The 18,514-nt window shown below is 69.9% G+C and carries 19 protein-coding genes; 5 read left to right on the plus strand and 14 right to left on the minus strand.

The window, feature by feature from the left end; translation table 11 throughout:
* Positions 1-160: 160 nt before the first annotated feature.
* From tatC to Acor_RS44825, 5 genes are all read right to left on the minus strand, one after another.
* The gene (gene tatC / locus Acor_RS30070) at positions 161-1,015 is read right to left on the minus strand and encodes a twin-arginine translocase subunit TatC (protein ID WP_155340143.1); all 855 of its coding nucleotides are present in this window, start codon (positions 1,013-1,015) and stop codon (positions 161-163) included.
* A gap of 30 nt (positions 1,016-1,045) precedes the next feature.
* The gene (gene tatA, locus Acor_RS30075; RefSeq protein WP_155340144.1) at positions 1,046-1,366 is read right to left on the minus strand and encodes a Sec-independent protein translocase subunit TatA; all 321 of its coding nucleotides are present in this window, start codon (positions 1,364-1,366) and stop codon (positions 1,046-1,048) included.
* A 99-nt stretch (positions 1,367-1,465) separates the two neighbouring features.
* On the minus strand, positions 1,466-1,651 hold the full coding sequence (locus Acor_RS30080) for a hypothetical protein (protein WP_155340145.1): 186 nt from the start codon (positions 1,649-1,651) through the stop codon (positions 1,466-1,468).
* 8 nt (positions 1,652-1,659) lie between these two features.
* The gene (locus Acor_RS30085) at positions 1,660-2,601 is read right to left on the minus strand and encodes a helix-turn-helix transcriptional regulator (RefSeq protein ID WP_308805697.1); all 942 of its coding nucleotides are present in this window, start codon (positions 2,599-2,601) and stop codon (positions 1,660-1,662) included.
* The gene (locus tag Acor_RS44825) at positions 2,598-3,539 is read right to left on the minus strand and encodes a helix-turn-helix transcriptional regulator (protein WP_155340146.1); all 942 of its coding nucleotides are present in this window, start codon (positions 3,537-3,539) and stop codon (positions 2,598-2,600) included. Before Acor_RS44825 ends, Acor_RS30085 begins: the two co-directional genes overlap by 4 nt.
* A gap of 45 nt (positions 3,540-3,584) precedes the next feature.
* On the opposite strand from Acor_RS44825, the gene Acor_RS30095 reads away from it, so the two are divergent.
* Complete coding sequence (locus tag Acor_RS30095) at positions 3,585-4,655, plus strand: DUF3866 family protein (protein ID WP_218034572.1); 1,071 nt, start codon at positions 3,585-3,587, stop codon at positions 4,653-4,655.
* Positions 4,656-4,696: 41 nt separating this feature from the next.
* A complete protein-coding gene (locus Acor_RS30100) occupies positions 4,697-5,638 on the plus strand; it encodes a metallophosphoesterase family protein (RefSeq protein WP_155340148.1) in 942 nt (313 codons plus the stop codon).
* On the opposite strand, the gene Acor_RS30105 is transcribed toward Acor_RS30100, so the two are convergent.
* The 7 genes from Acor_RS30105 to prcB form a co-directional block, all read right to left on the minus strand.
* Entirely contained in the window at positions 5,628-6,071 is a 444-nt protein-coding gene (locus Acor_RS30105; protein WP_155340149.1) for a DUF3291 domain-containing protein, read from the minus strand. The two genes, Acor_RS30100 and Acor_RS30105, sit on opposite strands and share 11 nt — an antisense overlap.
* A 31-nt stretch (positions 6,072-6,102) precedes the next feature.
* A complete protein-coding gene (locus Acor_RS30110; protein WP_155340150.1) occupies positions 6,103-6,732 on the minus strand; it encodes a helix-turn-helix transcriptional regulator in 630 nt (209 codons plus the stop codon).
* A 67-nt stretch (positions 6,733-6,799) separates the two neighbouring features.
* Positions 6,800-7,837 carry an FKBP-type peptidyl-prolyl cis-trans isomerase gene (locus tag Acor_RS30115; RefSeq protein ID WP_155340151.1) on the minus strand — a complete coding sequence of 346 codons (1,038 nt, stop codon included), beginning with the start codon at positions 7,835-7,837 and terminating at the stop codon, positions 6,800-6,802.
* An 87-nt stretch (positions 7,838-7,924) separates the two neighbouring features.
* Positions 7,925-9,283, minus strand: coding sequence for a Pup--protein ligase (gene pafA / locus Acor_RS30120; RefSeq protein WP_155340152.1), 1,359 nt, complete (start codon positions 9,281-9,283; stop codon positions 7,925-7,927).
* A gap of 87 nt (positions 9,284-9,370) precedes the next feature.
* Entirely contained in the window at positions 9,371-10,030 is a 660-nt protein-coding gene (locus Acor_RS30125) for a superantigen-like protein SSL4 (RefSeq protein ID WP_155340153.1), read from the minus strand.
* A 102-nt stretch (positions 10,031-10,132) separates the two neighbouring features.
* Positions 10,133-10,930, minus strand: coding sequence for a proteasome subunit alpha (gene prcA / locus Acor_RS30130; RefSeq protein WP_155340154.1), 798 nt, complete (start codon positions 10,928-10,930; stop codon positions 10,133-10,135).
* Between the two features lie 16 nt (positions 10,931-10,946).
* Positions 10,947-11,762, minus strand: a complete 816-nt coding sequence (gene prcB / locus Acor_RS30135) for a proteasome subunit beta (RefSeq protein WP_155340207.1) — start codon at positions 11,760-11,762, stop codon at positions 10,947-10,949.
* Positions 11,763-11,938: 176 nt separating this feature from the next.
* Between prcB and Acor_RS30140 the strand changes: the two genes are divergently transcribed.
* Positions 11,939-12,619 carry a hypothetical protein gene (locus Acor_RS30140; RefSeq protein WP_155340155.1) on the plus strand — a complete coding sequence of 227 codons (681 nt, stop codon included), beginning with the start codon at positions 11,939-11,941 and terminating at the stop codon, positions 12,617-12,619.
* 132 nt (positions 12,620-12,751) lie between these two features.
* Here Acor_RS30140 and Acor_RS30145 read toward each other — a convergent pair whose 3' ends face one another.
* Positions 12,752-12,961, minus strand: coding sequence for a ubiquitin-like protein Pup (locus Acor_RS30145; RefSeq protein ID WP_155340156.1), 210 nt, complete (start codon positions 12,959-12,961; stop codon positions 12,752-12,754).
* Between the two features lie 210 nt (positions 12,962-13,171).
* Between Acor_RS30145 and Acor_RS30150 the strand changes: the two genes are divergently transcribed.
* On the plus strand, positions 13,172-13,576 hold the full coding sequence (locus Acor_RS30150) for a hypothetical protein (RefSeq protein ID WP_155340157.1): 405 nt from the start codon (positions 13,172-13,174) through the stop codon (positions 13,574-13,576).
* Between the two features lie 105 nt (positions 13,577-13,681).
* Positions 13,682-14,584: a serine/threonine-protein kinase gene (locus Acor_RS30155; RefSeq protein WP_170317134.1), complete on the plus strand. Its 903-nt coding sequence runs from the start codon at positions 13,682-13,684 to the stop codon at positions 14,582-14,584.
* 3 nt (positions 14,585-14,587) lie between these two features.
* Here the strand turns inward: Acor_RS30155 and Acor_RS30160 are convergent, their stop codons facing one another.
* A complete protein-coding gene (locus Acor_RS30160) occupies positions 14,588-18,511 on the minus strand; it encodes a cobaltochelatase subunit CobN (protein WP_422664844.1) in 3,924 nt (1,307 codons plus the stop codon).
* Positions 18,512-18,514: the final 3 nt, after the last annotated feature.

The following is an 18,514-nucleotide window of genomic DNA, read 5'->3' on the forward strand; positions in this document are numbered from 1 at the left end:
GCCGTACGGACCTGGGCCAGCGCGTCCTCCGCGGAGTCGCCGATCAGGACCGTGACGTCACGGCCGCCCGCGCGTAACCGGTCCAGGACCGGGGCGAGCAGCCGGATGCCGCGCCCGCCCCGCGCGGCCGGATTGACCACGACGACGAGCGGGCCGGCCACTAGTCGTCGACCGGGACGCCGGGACCGCCGTCGAGCTCCTCTTCCAGCAGCCTGGCCCGCTGGGCGTCCAGCGCGTCACGCTTGCGGTCGCGGAAGAACATGAACGCCAGCGCCACGTAGAACAGGCCGATCATCGGCAGGCCGAGGGCCAGCATGGTGAACGGGTCCTGGCTCGGGGTGGCGACCGCGGCGAACACGAACATCAGGAACACGACCATGCGCTGGTGCTTGGCCACGGCCGAGTAGCGCAGCACGCCGATAATGTTCAGGAAGGCCATCAGCAGCGGCAGCAGGAACGACACGCCGAAGATGACCAGCATCAGCATCAGGAACGACAGGTAGTCGTTGACGTCGATCAGCGCGATCGCGTTCTCCGGCACGAACCCCAGCAGCAGCGACAGGCCCTTGTCCATGGTCAGGTACGCCAGCGCGGACCCGGACAGGAACAGCGGCACGGCGATGCCGAGGAAGGTGAAGGAGTAGCGCTTCTCGTTGCGGTACAGACCCGGCGTGACGAACGCCCAGAGCTGGTACAGCCAGACCGGCGCCGACACCACCATGCCGAACATGAAGGCGACCTTCAGGTTGATGAAGATGCCGCCGGTCACGCTGCCGACCACGAGGTTGCACTCGGTGCCGTCGCCCATCTTGTACGCCGCCGGCAGGCGGCAGAACGGGCCGGTCATGAAATCCCAGATCGGGTCGAAGAAGATGAACCCGACGATCGTCCCCGCCACCACGCCAAGAATGATCTTGACGATGCGGTTGCGGAGCTCACGGATGTGATCCATGAGCGACATGCGGCCGTCGTCGTCACTCGCGGCCGAGGGCGTCGACCGTTTCAGCAGCGCCATTGGACGATTCCTGGGCTAGGGGAAGGGAGTTCAGTTCTGCTTGTCGGCCTGGGTGGCCCGCAGCTTGGCGTTCTCTTCCTCCAGCGTGCGCAGCCGGTCCTCGACCGAGGGTGTCGCCGGGTTGGCCGCGGCCGGAACGGTGGGCGGGAGCTGCGCCGGGGGCGCCGGCACGGGCTGCGCCTGCGCGACGGTCGCGTCCTCGTCCTCTTCGTTCATCTTCTTGGTTTCCTTCTTGAACAGCCGGAGCGACTGGCCAAGAGCGCGGGCCGTGTCCGGAAGCTTCTTCGCGCCGAACAGAAGGATGACGATGAGCCCGATGATGATCAGCTCAGTGGGTCCCAGGTTAGGCATGACACTTCCTTACGGGGCCGAAGATGCACCTGCACGTCTCAGCCCGATGGTACGCCGTGCGGACAGTACTCATCACCATGCCCTGCGACAGCATAGATGTCATCCTTCGGAAGGACGATTCCCGATCTCTGCGCGGAGTCTGTTTTGTCCGGGTTCGATCCGCTGCCTGGCCCGGTCGATCTCACGTCCCAGACCGCGCGCCGCGACCAGCACCCGCGCGGTCAGCACCCCGAGCACGGCCAGCCCGGCCACGCCGAACCCGACCGCGGCATAGATCCAGCTCATGACGCCCCTCAGTAGTAGTTGGCCAGGGCCGCTTTGGCGGTGTCGGCGACCTGCCCGGCCAGCGACTCCGGCTTGAGCACCCGCCCGGAGTCGCCCAGCCGCAGCGCCAGCCGGACCAGCCAGCTCTGGTCGCGGGCCCGCAGGGTGACCCGCTGGCGGCCCTCGCCGAGCTCGTGCACGCTCTCCACCGGGTAGTACTCGGCCACCCAGCGGCCCGCGGCGGTTAGCTCAAGCTCCACCAGCTCGTCACTCTCGGACGGCCGGAAGACGCCGTCGGTGACGTCGATCGGCTCGGCCTCGGCGGGCGGGTCCACGGGCACGTCGAGCAGGTCGACCGCGAGGATGCGGTCCACCCGGAACATCCGCATCGCCTCGGCCCGGTAACACCAGCCCTCCAGGTAGTGGTGGCCGTCCACCAGCACCACCCGGAGCGGGTCCACCTCGCGCGGGGTCACCTCGTCGCGGCCCGGCACGTAGTAGCGGAGCGAGACCCGGCGGCGCTGCCTGGCCGCCGAGGTGACGGTGCCGAGCGCGCCGGGCGCGGTGTCGATCTCCACCGCGACCTGGTTGCTGACGGCGGCGGCGCCGTCGCCTGCGGCCTGCTCCAGCTTGGCGATGACCCGGGCCAGCGCCTCGGTCCCGGCGAACTCGGGCAGCTCGGCGAGCATGCGCAGGGCCACCAGCAGCGCGCTGACCTCGTCCACGCCCAGCTTCAGCGGCCGGGCGATGGTCTCGGCGTTGTCGATCAGGATCTCGCCGCCGTCCCAGGAGACGTCGATCAGGTCGCCGGGCGTGTGCCCGGGCAGCCCGCACATCCAGACCAGCTGCAAATCGTCGATGAGCTGCTTCTCGTTCAGCCCGAACAGCCTGGCCACCTCGGGCACCTGCGCCCCGGGATGGGACATCAGATATGGCACGAGGGCCAGCAGCCGGGGCAGCCGGTCGTTCACCGCAGGGCTCCCTTCAGGCGCCGGATGACGGCCTCGCGGGCGTCCGGCGGATCGATCACCTGGGCGTCGGCGGCCAGGCTGGCGATCCACCCGGCCAGCCGCTCGGTGTCGGTGAACGCCAGATCCACCTCGTCCCATTCGGCGCCGGGCCTGACCTCCCTGGCCAGGTGCCGCAGCCCCTGGCAGGTGCCGGGACGGACCCGGAGCAGGGCGGTGCGCTCGGGGAACTCCTCGCGCGCGTAGCCGACCTGGGCGCGCAGGTCGATGCCGTCGGGCACCACGACGGCGCCGGGCCGCCCGACCGGGCTGACCGCGCCGGCGATGCGGCTCAGCCGGAACACCCGGGTGTCGTCGCGGCCCCGGTCGTGACCGACCAGATACCACCGGCCGCGGCGGCTGACCACGCCCCACGGCTCCACCACCCGGCGCAGCACCGTCTCGCTGCCGGAGGAGCGGTAGTCGAACGAGACCGCCCGCCGGTCCCTGACGGCCTCCCAGAGCGTCGGGAAGGACGCGTCCCTGGTGTCCACCCGCAGTTCCAGCGGGCCCTCCACCAGGTCGGTCTCCACGCCGCCCGCCTTCAGCTTGAGCATCGCGCCGCTGGCCGCCTCGGCCAGGTTGGCCCGCTGCCAGACCTGCGCGGCGACGCCCAGCACGGCGGCCTCGTCGGGCTCCAGGGTGATCTCGGGCAGCTCGTACGCCTGCCGGACGATTCGGTAGCCCGGATCGTCCTCCCACGGGTCCTTGTTGACCTCGATCGGGATGCCGATCTCGCGCAGCTCGTTCTTGTCCCGCTCGAACATGCGCTGGAAGGCTTCGTCGTTGTCCGGGTCGTATCCCGGGACGACGTGGCGGATCTGCTCCGCGCTCAGCGGACGCCGGGTCGAGAGCAGGCAGATCACCAGATTGAGCAATCGCTCGGTCTTCCGCCGGGACATAGCCCCTCCCCTCCTTCTCCGATGAAGAACGCTACCCTTTTCCAGGTGATCAGATGGCGCAAGGGCGAGGTCCTGGAGATCAGGCGTGACTGGCCGGGCGCGGTGGAACTGGAGGTGTCCGTCGAGGACGGAACCCGGTGCCGTGCGCTCGCCTATCCCGCGCTGGTGGGCCGTCCGGAACCCGGCGACGCGGTGCTCCTGAACACGACCGCACTCGCGATGGGCCTCGGTACGGGAGGTTACGCCATGGTGGTGGCCATTCCGGACCGTTTGCCACAAGATCCGGTCGGTCCCGGGCATCTGGTGAAGGCGCGGTACACCCCGCTGCAGGCCACCGTGCAGGGCGCGGACGAGCAGGACTCGCCCCACCACGAGCTGCTCCGCGACGCCGACTCGCTGGACGGCATGCCCGTCGTGGTCGCCGACCTGCACTCGGCCCTCACCCCGATCCTGTGCGGGCTGTACGCCTCCCGCCCCGAGATCAGGGTCGCCTACGTGATGCAGGACGGCGGCGCCCTGCCGGCCTGGTTCTCGATGACCTGCGCCCGCCTCCGCGAACTCGGCTGGCTGTGCGGCGTGGTGACGGCCGGGCAGGCGTTCGGCGGCGACGTGGAGGCGGTGACCACGCACACCGCCCTGCTGGCCGCCAGGCACGTCCTGAAGGCCGACGTGACGATCGTGGCCCAGGGCCCCGGCAATCTGGGCACGGGCACCCGCTGGGGCTTCTCCGGCGTGATGGCCGGCGAGGCGGTCAACGCGGCCGCGACGCTGGGCGGGCGGGCGGTGGCCGCGCTCCGGGTCAGCGAGGGCGACCGGCGCGAACGCCACCTCGGGGTGTCCCACCATTCGCTCACCGCGTACGGCCGGGTGGCGCTGGCGCCCGCCGAGGTCGTGGTGCCCGCGCTGCCGGGCGAGTTCGGCGACCAGGTCCGCTACCAGTCGGCCGACCTGGCCTCCCGGCACATCCTGGTGGAGGTCTCCGTGGACGGCCTGTACGAGGCGCTGCGCAAGTCCCCCATCCCCCTGTCCACGATGGGCCGGAACCTGGACCAGGATCTGGCCTATTTCCTGACCTGCGCCGCCGCGGGCCGCCACACCGCCACGCTCCTGGCCTGAAATACCAGCTCAGCGGGGGTGTGGCTCCTAGCATCTGGCGAATGAACGCAAGACGAGGAACGGCGTCGGGGCGGTACTCCCGCATCGCCGTACATTTCGGAAACGCCAGGCGGCGGGCGCTGCTGGGCGCGGCCCTGCTGCTGGTCCCGGGGTGCGCGGGGTCGAGCGCGGACGCCGAGCCCATCCCGAGCGAGGCCGCCACCGTGGCGGGGTCGGCGGACGGCGAGGTCAAGCCGGTCGGCTTCCTGGCGGTCGGCGACGCCGGCACCGGCGGGCGGGCCCAGCGCCGGGTGGCGCGGGCGATGAAAAGGTGGGCGGCCAACCGCCGGGTGGACGCGATCATCACGACCGGCGACAACGTCTATCCCGACGGGCAGCCGGACAAGATCGAGGGTGTGCTCACCAAGCCGTACGCGGACCTGAAGGCCCCGATCTGGGCCTCGCTGGGCAACCACGACGTGCAGGCCGGGCACGGGGACGAGCAGCTGAAGGCGCTCGGGCTGCCCGTGCCGCCGTTCGCGAAGCGGCTGCCCGGGGCCGAGTTCCTGTTCCTGGACGCCAACCGCGACCACCCCGAGCAGGCCGGCTGGCTGGACCGCCAGCTGTCGGCGCCGGGCCCGCGGCTGCGGGTGGTGGTGTTCCACCAGCCCGCCTGGTCGTGCTCGCTGCACGGCTCGACCGCGGCCGTGGACAAGTACTGGGTGCCGATCCTGGAACGCCACCGGGTCGCCCTGGTCCTGAACGGCCACGACCACAACTACCAGCGTTTCATCTCCCCCTACGGGGTCAACTACATCGTCACCGGCGGCGGCGGGGCCGGCCTCTACCCGATCAAGTACGGCTGCCCTGGCCTGCCCAAACGGGCCGCCGCCCGCAAGCGCCACCACTTCCTGGCCGTCCAGATCACCGGCGACGACACCCTGAACGTCTCCGCCATCGGCCCGAAGGGCAAGACCTTCGACTGGGCGGTGATCACGCGCTGACGGGGTCGTAGAACTCCTTGAAGGTGAACGCCTCCGGGCCGGGCCCTCCGGTCCTGAGCCGCTCCAGCCGGGCCATCCCCTCCGCCAGGTCGGGAAGCTCCCCCTCCGGCACCCACCACATCACGCTGTACGGCACCGCGATCCGCTGGAACCACTCCCGCCGGCGCTGTAACACGGCCAGATGCCGGGACCGGTAGACGAAGTTCCAGAGCGCCTCGCGCGACTCCCAGACCGAGAAGTTGATCACGAGGTCGTCCCCGTAGTCGTGCTGCACGGTGTCGGTCGGATCCTCGCCGCCCTTCAGCCGCCAGACGAAGCCCGGCGCGGCGTCGGAGAGCACGTTGGTGGGCTCCAGCAGGGCGACGAAGTCCGCCAGCTGGGGGGAGTCGAGAGGGGCGAGCAGGTGCGCGACGTTCAGCTGGGCCAGATGCATGGCACCAGCATTCCCAGCGCGGCCCTCTATGTCAATTCTTATTAATTTTAGAAACGACCACGCAGCACTCCCCCGGCCGAGGGTCCAGTCCGGCGGTCGCGCCGTCGCCCAGCAGGCCCTGGCAGAGCGACAGGTTCATCGAGCACACCAGCAGCGGATGCTCCCCGGCCAGGACGTGGAAGGGGCAGTTGCGCAGCCGCAGCACCCCGTCCTCCTCGTAGGGCTCGTAGCCCTGGCGGGCCAGCAACTCCCGTACCGAACCGGACTGGTCGCCGGCGGCCAGCTTTCGCCCGGCCCGCCGCGCCGCCTCCTCGGCCAGCTCGTCGCCGCCGAGCAGGTCCACCACTTCGGCCAGGATCAGCGCCAGCGTGCGGTAGTCCCGGGGCGGCAGGCTGACCAGATGCTCGGTCCCGGACCGCCGGTACGCCTTCGCCGGCCGCCCGCTTCCCGGCCCGGTCCGCTCCCCCAGCCGCTTGAACTCCGCCGTCAGCAGCCCCGCGTCGACCAGCTTGTCGAGATGGAAGGCGGCCAGCCCGCGGGCCACCCCGGCCGCCTCCGCCGCCTCCGCCCGCCCGACCGGGCGGCCCTGGGCGGCCACGAACCGGTACAGCTCCCGCCGCACCGGGTCCCCGAGCAGGGCCACCGCCTCATCACTGTCCACAGCCGGAGTGTACGGAAATGCCAGAGCCCTCCTCCCCGTGAAGGGAAGGAGGGCTCCGGACCGTCGATCAAACCGCGCCGAGCACGTCCACCACGAACACCAGCGTGTCGGTGCCCTTGATGCCGGCCTGCGCCTGGCCTTCCTTGCCGTAGCCCAGCTCCGGCGGGATGGTGATCACGACGCGGCTGCCGACCGGGACGCCGGTCAGGCCCTGCGACCAGCCCTTGACGACCTGGTTGAGGGCGAACTGGGTGGCCTCGCCACGCTTCCAGCTGGAGTCGAACTCCTGGTCGGAGCCCCAGATCTTGCCGGTGTAGTGCACCATCACCGTCTGGGTCTCCTTCACCTTCGGGCCGTCGCCCTGGATGACGGTCTTGACGACCAGGTCCTTCGGCGGCTGCTCGGTGGTCTTGGTGGTCAGCGTGGGGGCCGACTCGTCGCCCGGGTTGACCAGCTTGACGCCCGCGATGCCCGGGTCCTTGGCGCTGCCCACGGCGGCCCTGGCGGCCGAGCCGACCATGTCGATGACCAGCACCTGCGAGGTCACCCCGAAGTCGGTGCCCTGCTGCTTGGCGTTGTCGATCATGGTCGGGTCCAGGCTGTCCTTGGCGATCACCACCAGCACCCGGCCGCCCGGCTTCAGGCCGACCAGACCGTCGTGCAGCACCTTCGGCAGGTTCTGGTTGACCGGCACGAACTCGGGCGTGCCCTTCTCGTACGCCGAGCCGACGACCTTGTTCTCCTTGCCGTCCCAGGTGTACACGCTGACGTTGGCGACCAGGGTGTCACCGTCCTTGGCGGCGGTGCCGTCACCGGCGGCGATCACCCGCGCCGAGGAGTTCAGCGCCGGATTCCCGGCCGGGAAGGTGACCTTCGGCATGGTGCCGGCGGTCCCGTCGACCTTGATGTTCTTGGCGTCGCCGAGTGGCCCGGACAGCGTCGCGGCGGGCGCGGCCGAACTGGGCGCGGCCGCGGCGGTGCCGGTGCCTGCGGAGGTGGTGGCGGCGGGCGTGGCGCCGGTGGCGGTCTTCTGGGCGGTGCCGCACGCGACAGCGGTCAGAAGCAGAGGTAGAGCGGCGGCGGCGATGGCCGTGCGGCGGCGCATGATGTGAATCCTCAGGAAGACAGCGGGAATCGGACAGCGGGTCCGCGTCACACTACCCGAACCCGCTGTCTGGATGATGTAAGGAGATCACATTCCCGCGATCAGCTTGTCCACCCGCTCGTCGACGCTGCGGAACGGGTCCTTGCACAGCACCGTGCGCTGCGCCTGATCGTTCAGCTTCAGGTGCACCCAGTCAACCGTGAAGTCACGGCGCTTCTCCTGCGCCCTGCGGATGAACTCGCCGCGCAGCCTGGCCCGGGTGGTCTGCGGCGGGACCGACTTGGCTTCGAAGATCTTGATGTCGGACGCCACCCGCTCCACCGCGCCGCGCTTCTGCAGCAGGTAGAACAGGCCCCGGCGGCGGTGCACGTCGTGGTAGGCCAGATCCAGCTGGGCGACCCTGGGCGAGGACAGCGGCAGGTCGTACTTCTTTCTGTAACGTTCAATCAGCTGGTATTTGGTGACCCAGTCGATCTCCCGGGAGACCAGGTCCAGGTCGCCGGTCTCCACCGCGCGCAGGGTGCGCTCCCAGAGTTCCAGCACCCGCTTGCTGATCTCGTCGCCGCCGCGCCGGTCCACGAAGTCCTTGGCCTTGCCCAGGTACTCCTGCTGGATCTCCAGCGAGGACGCCTCCCGGCCGTTGGCCAGCCGGACCCTCCGGCGACCGGTCATGTCATGCGAGACCTCGCGGATCGCCCGGATCGGGTTCTCCAGCGACAGATCGCGCATCACCACGCCGGCCTCGATCATGCGCAGCACCAGGTCGGTGGCGCCGACCTTGAGCAGCATGGTGGTCTCGCTCATGTTGGAGTCGCCGACGATGACGTGCAGGCGGCGGAACCGCTCGGCGTCGGCGTGCGGCTCGTCCCTGGTGTTGATGATCGGGCGGCTCCGGGTGGTCGCCGACGAAACGCCCTCCCAGATGTGCTCGGCCCGCTGCGAGACGCAGTAGACCGCTCCACGCGGCGTCTGCAGCACCTTGCCGGCGCCGCAGATGATCTGACGGGTGACCAGGTAGGGGATCAGCACGTCGGCCAGGCGGCCGAACTCGCCGTGCCGGCCGACCAGATAGTTCTCGTGGCAGCCGTAGGAGTTCCCGGCCGAGTCGGTGTTGTTCTTGAACAGGTAGATGTCCCCGGCGATGCCTTCCTCGCGGAGCCGTTTCTCGGCGTCCACCAGAAGACCTTCCAGGATTCGCTCGCCCGCCTTGTCGTGGGTTACCAGCTCCACGACGTTGTCGCACTCGGGCGTGGCGTACTCGGGATGGCTGCCCACGTCCAGATACAGGCGTGCGCCGTTGCGGAGGAAGACATTGCTCGATCGGCCCCAGGACACCACTCGCCGGAACAGGTAGCGCGCCACCTCGTCCGGTGACAGCCTGCGCTGCCCCCGGAATGTGCAGGTGACGCCGTACTCGTTCTCCAGCCCGAAGATGCGACGATCCATCACATCACCCTATGCCCCGAATGGCGGAACGACATAGGGATCATGAAGTGGATTGTCGCCGGGCGCGGCCCGGGGGTCGCCGAACGGTCAGAAATAGATCTCCACAACCTTGGTGACCTGGCCGTTCGTCACGGTGATCATGGCGGTGAGGCGGCCGTCGCGAGCGTGCTCGGCGAGTCGCGCGCGGGAGCAGCGCTGGGTGCCGAGGGCGTCGTCGTTGATCGTCTGATCGTTGCCGGTGCAGCCGGTGGCGCTCAGGTAGACGACGCCGGGCGCCAGCGTCGCGGCGTAGGCGGTGCCGTCGCCCTCGGCGGGGGTGACGTAGGTGCCGCCGTCCCAGCGGACCGGGACGTACTCGGCGGTGTCCCCGTCCTTCATGGTGACGAAACGGCCGCGCAGGATGCCGTCGGCGCTGGGGCTGATCCGCTTGGTGAAGTCGTGGCCGGGGTCGAACTGGAATTTGGCGCCCCGGATCCGCGGCTGCTTGGGGCCGATGACGTCACTCTGGTCGTACTCGCCGGACGGCTCGGTCACCTGGTTGGCCGGCGAGGGCTCCGGGGACGGCGTCGCGGCCGGGGTGGCGGCCTCCGGGGTGCCCGCCGGGGTGGCCGTGACGGTGGCCGGGGCGGAGGAGGCGGGCGCCGTGACGGTCACCGTCGCGGCCGGGGCCGCGGCCTCGGTGCCGGAACAGGCCGCGAGCGAGAGTATGGCGACGGCCAGAGCGGCCTGCCGGATATAAGTCGTCATATGCGGAAAAGACTAGCGAAATCCGCATTTGGTTGTGCCCAGAACCCGGGGGACCCCGAAACGCCCGGATGGCCACCGATCTCGGTGGCCATCCGGTGCTCGTCAGTCGGATCCGGTGTCGATGTCGCCGTCCGGGGCGGTCGGCGGGCCGGTGTCGACCTCGGGCGCGCCATCCTCCGGCAGCGTCGGCTCCGGCGGGGCGGGGGACGCCCCGGGGGCCGCCAGCAGGCGCTCCAGGCGCGGCCCGGCCAGCCGCAGGAACTTGCGCGGCTCCCGGGTCCTGTCCAGTACGGCGACCTCCAGCTGGCCGCTCGGGGGGCGTTCTCCACCGGGCTCGGTCAGCGCGGCGAGCGCGGCGTCCAGTGCCTCCGCCAGCGGCAGCCCCGGCCGGTAGCGCTCCTTCAGCCGCCCGGCGACGGCCTCGGACTGGCCGCCGATGACGGCCATGCCCTGCTCGTCGAAGACCGAGCCGTCGAAGGTCAGCCGGTAGATCTGGTCCTCCTCGGTGGCGTCGCCCACCTCGGCGACCACGATCTCCACCTCCAGGGACTTGATCGAGTCGGTGAAGATCATGCCGAGCTGCTGCGCGTACAGGTTGGCGAGGCCGCGACCGGTGACGTCGTTGCGGTTGTAGGTGTAGCCGTTGATGTCCGCGTACCTGATCCCCGCCAGGCGGAGCGACTCGAACTCGTTGTAGCGGCCGACCGCGGCGAAGCCGATCCGGTCGTAGATCTCACTGATCTTGTGCAGGGCCTTGGACGGGTTCGGCGCCACGAACAGGATGCCGTCCGCGTACTGCATCACGACCACGCTCCGGCCGCGGGCGATGCCCTTCCGCGCGTATTCCGCCCGGTCGCGCATGATCTGCTCGGGCGATGCGTATCCGAAAGGTATGGACACCTCGTGGGGTTCCTCTCTAGCGCAGCGGGGCGGTGGGGCCGTCGGGGTTGGTCATCCGGGCTTCCAGCATCGCGTGCACGTAGCCCGCGACCTCGTCGTCGCCGAGGCGCCGGTAGCCCTCCGCCGTGATCACCGCGGCCACCGGCCAGATCTTGCGGGTCACGTCGGGCCCGCCGGTCGCCGAGTCGTCGTCGGCCGCGTCGTACAGCGCCTGCACGCAGGTCAGCACCGCGTCCTCGGGCGAGGCGTTCTCCCGGTAGAGCTTCTTCAGCGAGCCCTTGGCGAAGATCGAGCCGGATCCGATCGAGTGATACTGCGTCTGCTCGTAGGGGCCGCCGCCCACGTCGTAACCGAAGATCCGCCCGGCGTCCAGATTCAGGTCGTAGGCCGCGAAGATCGGGACCACCGCGAGGCCCTGCATGGCCATCGGCAGGTTGCCCTTGATCATGGTGGCGAGCCGGTTGGCCTTACCGTCGGTGGAGAGCGAGCGGCCCTCCATCTTCTCGTAGTGCTCGAGTTCGACCTGGTAGAGCCGGGCCATCTCGATGCCGGTGCTGGCGGTTCCGGCGATGCCGAGGCAGGAGTGGTCGTCGGTGCGGAACACCTTCTCTATGTCCCGCTGCAGGATCATGTTGCCGGAGGTGGCACGCCGGTCACCGGCCATCACCACGCCGCCCGCGCAGGTCATGGCGATGATCGTGGTCGCGTGCGGGATCTGGTCGCCTACCGGGGCGGCCAGCGTCTGGGCCCGGAACGGCAGCAGATCCGGCGCGTGCACTCCCAAGAACTCGGTGAACGACGAAGATCCGGTATTCGTGAAGAGGTTGTTCATCCAGGCCTGCTGAGATGCCACGCGACTCCCTCCAAGTGTCGTCTGTTTAGGCCGACCCTACTCACCTCGGCGCACTGCTTGCACTCTTCCCGATCAGCTGAGCGCGAACCGCATTCAAGATCCCTGGCTTGTTATGTACGACTTGCGCCCGCGATATCACGATCTATCGTCGGGATGTGGGACTGGAGATCGTGGTGCGCAACCCCTCGCCGTACGAGCGGACCGGGGTGATCTTCGCAGACCTGCCGGAGAGCCACCCGCATCTGCGCGGCCCCGGCGGGAGCGGAGTGCCGGTGCAGTGGCTGGAACACGGCCCGACGCTCGTCGGCGGCGAGGTCGTGGCGCCCATGGTGACGGTGGCCGCCCAGGTGACGGTCCCGGCGTCCGGAGAGATCGTCCTGGTCGCGTCCGCCGCGCCCGCCTGGTCGCCGGGTCAGTCGCCGGGTCATGTGCCCGGCGGGAGTCTGCCGGCTCCGGGAGTGCTGGACAACGGGCTGCTCCGGGTCGAGGCCGGGCCCGGCGGCACGATCACGCTGCGGGACCGGGACGGCGGGGAGGTCCGGGGCGTCTGCCACGGCGGGGAGATCGACGACGTCCTGCGGGGCACGCTGGTGTCGGCGGTGGAGATCATCGGGGGTGAGCTGACCACCCGGGTGGAACTGCGCGCGGGTGAGCCCTTCGCGCGGCTGGAGACGGCGGCGGAACCGCCTGCCGGTCTGACTGTCATCCCGGGGGCGCCCGGTTGTTTCGCGGTGCTGCCAAGTCCTGGCGATGAATCGGTCTCCGCGCGGCTGGCCAGGGAATACCGCGAGGAGTCACTGGTCGTGAGCGAACGACGCGGCGCCCCGTCCCAGTAGGCGACTGGTCGGAACGCCGCGGTTCACGCAGAGAATCCCCGGGACCGCGCCGCTCACCGGGCAGGCTGTCGGGCCTGCCCGGCTCCGGCGGACGTCCGCTCGACTTCGGTCAAACTGACGGGGATTCCCCCCTTACTGGCCGCCCTTCTGAACGTAGCTGCGCACGAACTCCTCGGCGTTCTCTTCGAGCACTTCGTCGATCTCGTCGAGGATCGCGTCCACGTCGTCGGTGAGCTTCTCATGCCGTTCCTGGACATCGGTGGCGTCCTGCGCCTCGACGTCTTGGGTCTCACTCTCGGTGCGGCCAGTCTGCTTCTGACCGCCGGTGTCCTTGCTCGCCATCGGTGATACCTCCGCTCGGGGGACCTCTCTGCCTCATATCTTCCCCGAACCGACCGACAACTCGCCTGAATCGTCGTGTGATCTTTGGCTCGGCGAAGCGGTGCCGACAGACAACCCGCTGAGCGGGCCAAACGCAAGTGGCCTTGACTGGATAGCAAAACTATCCAACAATTGGATAGCACCACTTCCCAACGAAACGGATCATGGCCCATGTCCCCCTCGTCGCTCAGCACCGCCGGCATCCTGCTCATCACCGTCTCCGGGGTCGGAATCGGCGGGCTTTCCCTGCTCGGCCACATCCTCGGGCGGATCCCCGGCTACCTCGACAACCCGGTCCGGCGCGGCCTCTGGCGGGCCGGGCACGCCCATGCGGGGGTTTTGGTCCTCTTCGCGCTGGTCGCCCTGCTATACCTAGATCATGCAGATCTGTCCGCAGGGATGCGGGCGCTGGCCCGGGTGCTGATCGTGGCCGCGCCCATCCTGATGCCGCTCGGTTTCTTCCTGTCGGTCGCACGGCCGTCGGACGTCAAGCCGAACAAACTGATATGGCTTACCGTGCTCGGCGGAGTGGCGCTGGGAGCCGGGACGATGATCCTCGGGATCGGCCTGGTGTAGATCGGATCGTTATCTCCCGCACGGGGAGTGACGCCGCCCTCCGGAACCGTGACAGAGCACAATATGGAACTCGGGAACGGCAGGGCTCGGAGCAGACGGGTGGATATGGGAACGGATCGCGCACGACTGCTCCTGGAGCGCTATCGGCTGGCCTCGCCGATTCGTCGTGATGGCACGGGAATCATGTGGCAGGCTCATGACCTGCGGCTGACTCGCGATGTGGCGATCAAGGAGGTGCAGCCGCCGTACCGGCTGGACATGCCCGACCTGGAGGACACCCGGCGGCGCGCCCTGAAGGAGGCGCGGTCGGCGGCGCGGCTGAGCCATCCCGGGATCATCACCGTGCACGACCTGTTCGAGGAGAACGGCCGGCTCTGGATCGTCACCGAGTTCCTGGAGGGGCTGACCCTGAAGGAGACGATCGGGCACATCGGGCGGATGCCGGTGCGCTGGTCGGCCTGGCTGGGGTTCCAGCTTCTGGCGGGGATCCGGCACGCGCACCTGTGCGGCGTGGTGCACGGGGACATCAAGCCGGAGAACATCCTGCTGACCGGGGACCGGGTGGTGCTGACCGACTTCGGGATCGCGGCCCTGGAGGAGGACACGACCTCCTCGCAGACCATCCCGCTCACCCGCTCGGCCGCCTACCTGGCGCCGGAGCGCATGCGCGGGGAGCGCGCCACGCAGGCGTCGGATCTGTGGTCGCTGGGGGCGACCATGTACGCGGCGGTGGAGGGGCGGCCGCCCTATCCCGGGGACGGGCCGCTGTCCATGCTCGGGATGGCGCTGACCCACGAGCCCGATCCGCCGTCGAACGCCGGGGCGCTGTGGCCGGTCATCGAGGGGCTGCTGCGGCGGGAGGCGGCCCGGCGGCTGACCGGGGAGACGGTGGCGCTGCTCCTGGCCGACCTGCTCCGCCGTGAGGGGATCTCGGCGGCGACCCCCGGCCGCCGCCCCCAGACCCTGCCATCGAGCGAGAACCTCCCGCCGGGCGCCTTTACTTTGTAGATTTCAGTCGGCTTCGAGGTCGCCTTCGGCCTTCAGGTAGACCTCCTGGAGGTCGCGCAGGATCTCCGGGTCCGGGTGCTCCCACATGCCGCGCTGGGCCGCCTCCAGCAGGCGTTCGGCGATGCCGTGCAGGGCCCACGGGTTGGACTCGCTGAGGAAACGCTGGTTCTCCTCGTCCAGGACGTAGGTGGCGGCCAGCTTGTCGTACATCCAGTCCGCGACGACGCCGGTGGTGGCGTCGTAGCCGAACAGGTAGTCGACGGTGGCGGCCAGTTCGAACGCGCCCTTGTAGCCGTGCCTGCGCATCGCGGTCAGCCAGCGCGGGTTGACCACTCGGGCCCGGAAGATGCGGCTGGTCTCCTCGGACAGGCTGCGGGTGCGCACGGCGTCAGGCCGGGTGCTGTCCCCGATGTAGGCGGCGGGCGCCTTGCCGGTGAGGGCGCGGACGGTGGCGATCATGCCGCCGTGGTACTGGAAGTAGTCGTCGGAGTCGGCGATGTCGTGTTCCCGGGTGTCCACGTTCTTGGCGGCGACGTTGATCCGCCGGTAGGCCGACTCCATGTCCTCCCTGGCCGCGACGCCGTCGACGCCGCGCCCGTAGGCGTAGCCGCCCCAGACCGCGTACACCTCGGCCAGGTCGGCGTCGTCCCGCCAGTTCCGGCTGTCGATGAGCGGAAGCAGCCCCGCTCCGTACGCGCCCGGCGCCGACCCGAAGATCCGCAGCGTGGCCCGCTCCCCCCGCGCCGCGTCCGCCAGCACGTGCTCCCTGACGAAGTTCCCCGCCTCGTCCAGCCCCGCGACCAGCTTGACCGCGTCGTCCAGCATGGCCACCACGTGCGGGAACGCGTCCCGGAAGAATCCGCTGATCCGCACGGTCACATCGACCCTCGGCCGCCCGAGCTCCGCGGCCGGGATCACCTCCAGCCCGGTGACCCGCCGCGACGCGTCGTCCCAGACCGGCCGCACCCCCAGCAGCGCGAGCACCTCGGCGATGTCGTCCCCCGCCGTCCGCATCGCGCTGGTCCCCCAGATCGACAACCCCACCGACCTAGGCCACTCCCCCGTATCGGCCCGATACCTCTCAACCAGCGACTCGGCCATCGCTTGCCCCGTCTCCCAGGCCAGCCTGCTCGGCACGGCCTTCGGATCGACGGAGTAGAAGTTCCGCCCGGTCGGCAGCACATTGACCAGCCCGCGCAACGGCGAACCGCTGGGCCCGGCGGGGACATATCCCCCGTCCAGCGCGTGCAGCACGTTGTCTATCTCATCCGTCGTACGCGCCAGCCGCGGCACGATCTCCGTCGCCGCGAACCGCAACACCCGCTCAACAAGCTCAATCCGGCCCGCCGCGTCACCGGCCACTCCGCGCGTCACGTGAGAAGCCGCTTCACCGAACACTCCACCGATCTCTTCGCCGGTTGGCTCGCTGACCACTTGAATGGCTGCTGCTTGAATGGCTGCTGCGCCGAACGCCTCGGCGACCGGTTCGCTGGTTGGTCCGCTGCGCGGTCCGCCAACCGGTTCGCTGGTTGGTCCGCTGCGCGGTCCGCCGACCGGTTCGCTGAGTGATTCGCCAGGCGCTTCCTTCGTTGGTTCGGTGGCCGGGTGGCCGGGTGATTCGGTGGTGGATCCGGCGGGCGCCTCCGCGGTTGGCTCGCTGACCGGTTCGCTGGGGGCGAGTTGCGCGAGGACGATTCCGGGGATGGCGGTGGGGGCCCAGTTGTGGGCTTCCATGGCCGAGACGAGGGCGCGGGCGGTGGTCTCGGCTTGGTCGACGTCGGTGCGGGTTTCGTCGCCTGATTCTGAGAGGCCGAGGGCCTCGCGGAGGCCGGGGAGGGCCTCGGAGCCGGCCCACATCTGCCGGGCGCGGAGCATGGCCAGGACCAGGTCGACGCGGGGTTCGCCTTCGGGGGCGGCGCCCAGGATGTGCAGGCCGTCGCGGATCTGGACGTCTTTGACCTCGCAGAGCCAGCCGTCGACGTGGAGGAGGAAGTCGTCGAATTCGGCGTCGTGGGGGCGGTCGTCGAGGCCGAGGTCGTGGTCGAGGCGGGCGGCCTGGATGAGCGTCCAGATCTGGGCGCGGATGGCGGGCAGCTTGGCGGGGTCCATCGCCGCGATGGAGGCGTGCTCGTCGAGGAGTTGTTCCAGGCGGGCCAGGTCGCCGTAGGTGTCGGCGCGGGCCATCGGCGGGACGAGGTGGTCGACCAGGGTGGCGTGGGCGCGGCGTTTGGCCTGGGTGCCCTCGCCGGGGTCGTTGACCAGGAACGGATAGATCAGGGGAAGGTCGCCCAGTGCGGCGTCGGGGCCGCAGGACGCGGACAGGCCCGCCGATTTGCCGGGCAGCCATTCGAGGTTGCCGTGCTTGCCGACGTGGACGACGGCGTGCGCCTCGAACGTGCCGGACAGCCACCGGTAGGCGGCGAGGTAGTGGTGGCTGGGCGGCAGGTCGGGGTCGTGGTAGATGGCGATCGGGTTCTCGCCGAAGCCGCGCGGCGGCTGCACCATGACGACGACGTTCCCGGACCGCAGCGCGGCCAGCACGATGTCCCCGTCCTGGACGAAGAGCGTCCCCGGCGGCGGTCCCCAGTGCCGTTCCATGCCTTCCCGCAGGTCCTCCGGGAGGGTGCCGTACCACTCGATGTACCGTTCGGCGGGGATCCGGACGGGGTTGCCCGCCAGTTGCTCTTCGGTGAGCCAGTCGGGGTCCTGCCCGCCGGCCGCGATGAGGGCGTGGATGAGAGCGTCGCCCTCGTGCCGGGGCAGGTCGTCTCCCAGTTCGTAGCCGCGCGCCGCCATCGCGTCCAGCAGCCGCACCACGCTCGCGGGGGTGTCGAGTCCGACCGCGTTCCCGATCCGGGAGTGTTTCGTCGGATACGCCGACAGCATGATCGCGACCCGGCGCTCGGCCGCCGGGACGTGCCGCAGCAGCCCGTGCCGGACCGCGATCCCCGCCACCCGCGCGGCCCGCTCCTCGTCGGCGACGTAAACCGTGAGCCCATCCGGATCGATCTCCTTGAAGGAGAAGGGAACCGTGATGAGCCGCCCGTCGAACTCCGGAATGGCGACCTGCGTGGCCGCGTCCAACGGCGAAAGCCCCTCGTCCCCCGCCTCCCAGGTGGCACGGTCCCCCGTGAGACAGAGCCCCTGAATGATCGGAACATCCAGCTCCGCCAGCGCCCCCACGTCCCACGCGCCGTCGTCACCTCCCGCCGAAGCGGTGGCAGGCCGAGTTCCCCCAGCCGCCAAAACCGTGACAACTAGTGCATCCACCTGCCGCAAAGTCGCAAAAAGCCCCGGCTCCGCCGTCCGAAGCGACGCGCAGTAAACCGGCAACGCCCGCCCCCCGGCGGCTTCGACGGCGTCACAGAGCGTCTCCACGAACGCGGTGTTCCCAGCCACATGATGCGCACGGTAGTAGAGCACACCGACAACCGGCCGAGGCCCTTGATCCAAAGGCTCCCGCGCCGACATGTGCTCGCCCGAGCGAGAATCGGAAGTCTGGGGATCCGTCACCTTCGCACCACGTTCAGCCCTCGAACGCTCGGCCTCCGCAGAACGTTCGGCGGCCGGCCGATCGGCCTCCGCATGACTTTCCGCCCACGAGTGACCTGCCTCCGCAAAACCTTCCTCGGACGGGCGTTCAGCCTCCACAGGGCCTTCCACACGTGAATGACCGGCCTCCGCATGACTTTCCGCAGACGGGCGATCGGCCTCCTCCGCACGTGAGCGAACGGCCTCCGCTGCCGCTCCGCGGCGGGGCAGGATTCCCCAGGTGGGCAAGGGGGCGGGGGGGTCGAAGCCGTGGCCGGTGAGGAGGACGGTGTCGGAGAGGAAGTGGTGGAGTTCGGTCAGGTTGGCGGGGCCGCCGTGGGCCAGGTAGGCGTGTGCTTCGGCGCAGACGCCGCCGGGGACTGTGGACAGTTCCATCAG

The sequence above is a fragment of the Acrocarpospora corrugata genome, assembly GCF_009687845.1.
GTDB lineage: Bacteria > Actinomycetota > Actinomycetes > Streptosporangiales > Streptosporangiaceae > Acrocarpospora > Acrocarpospora corrugata.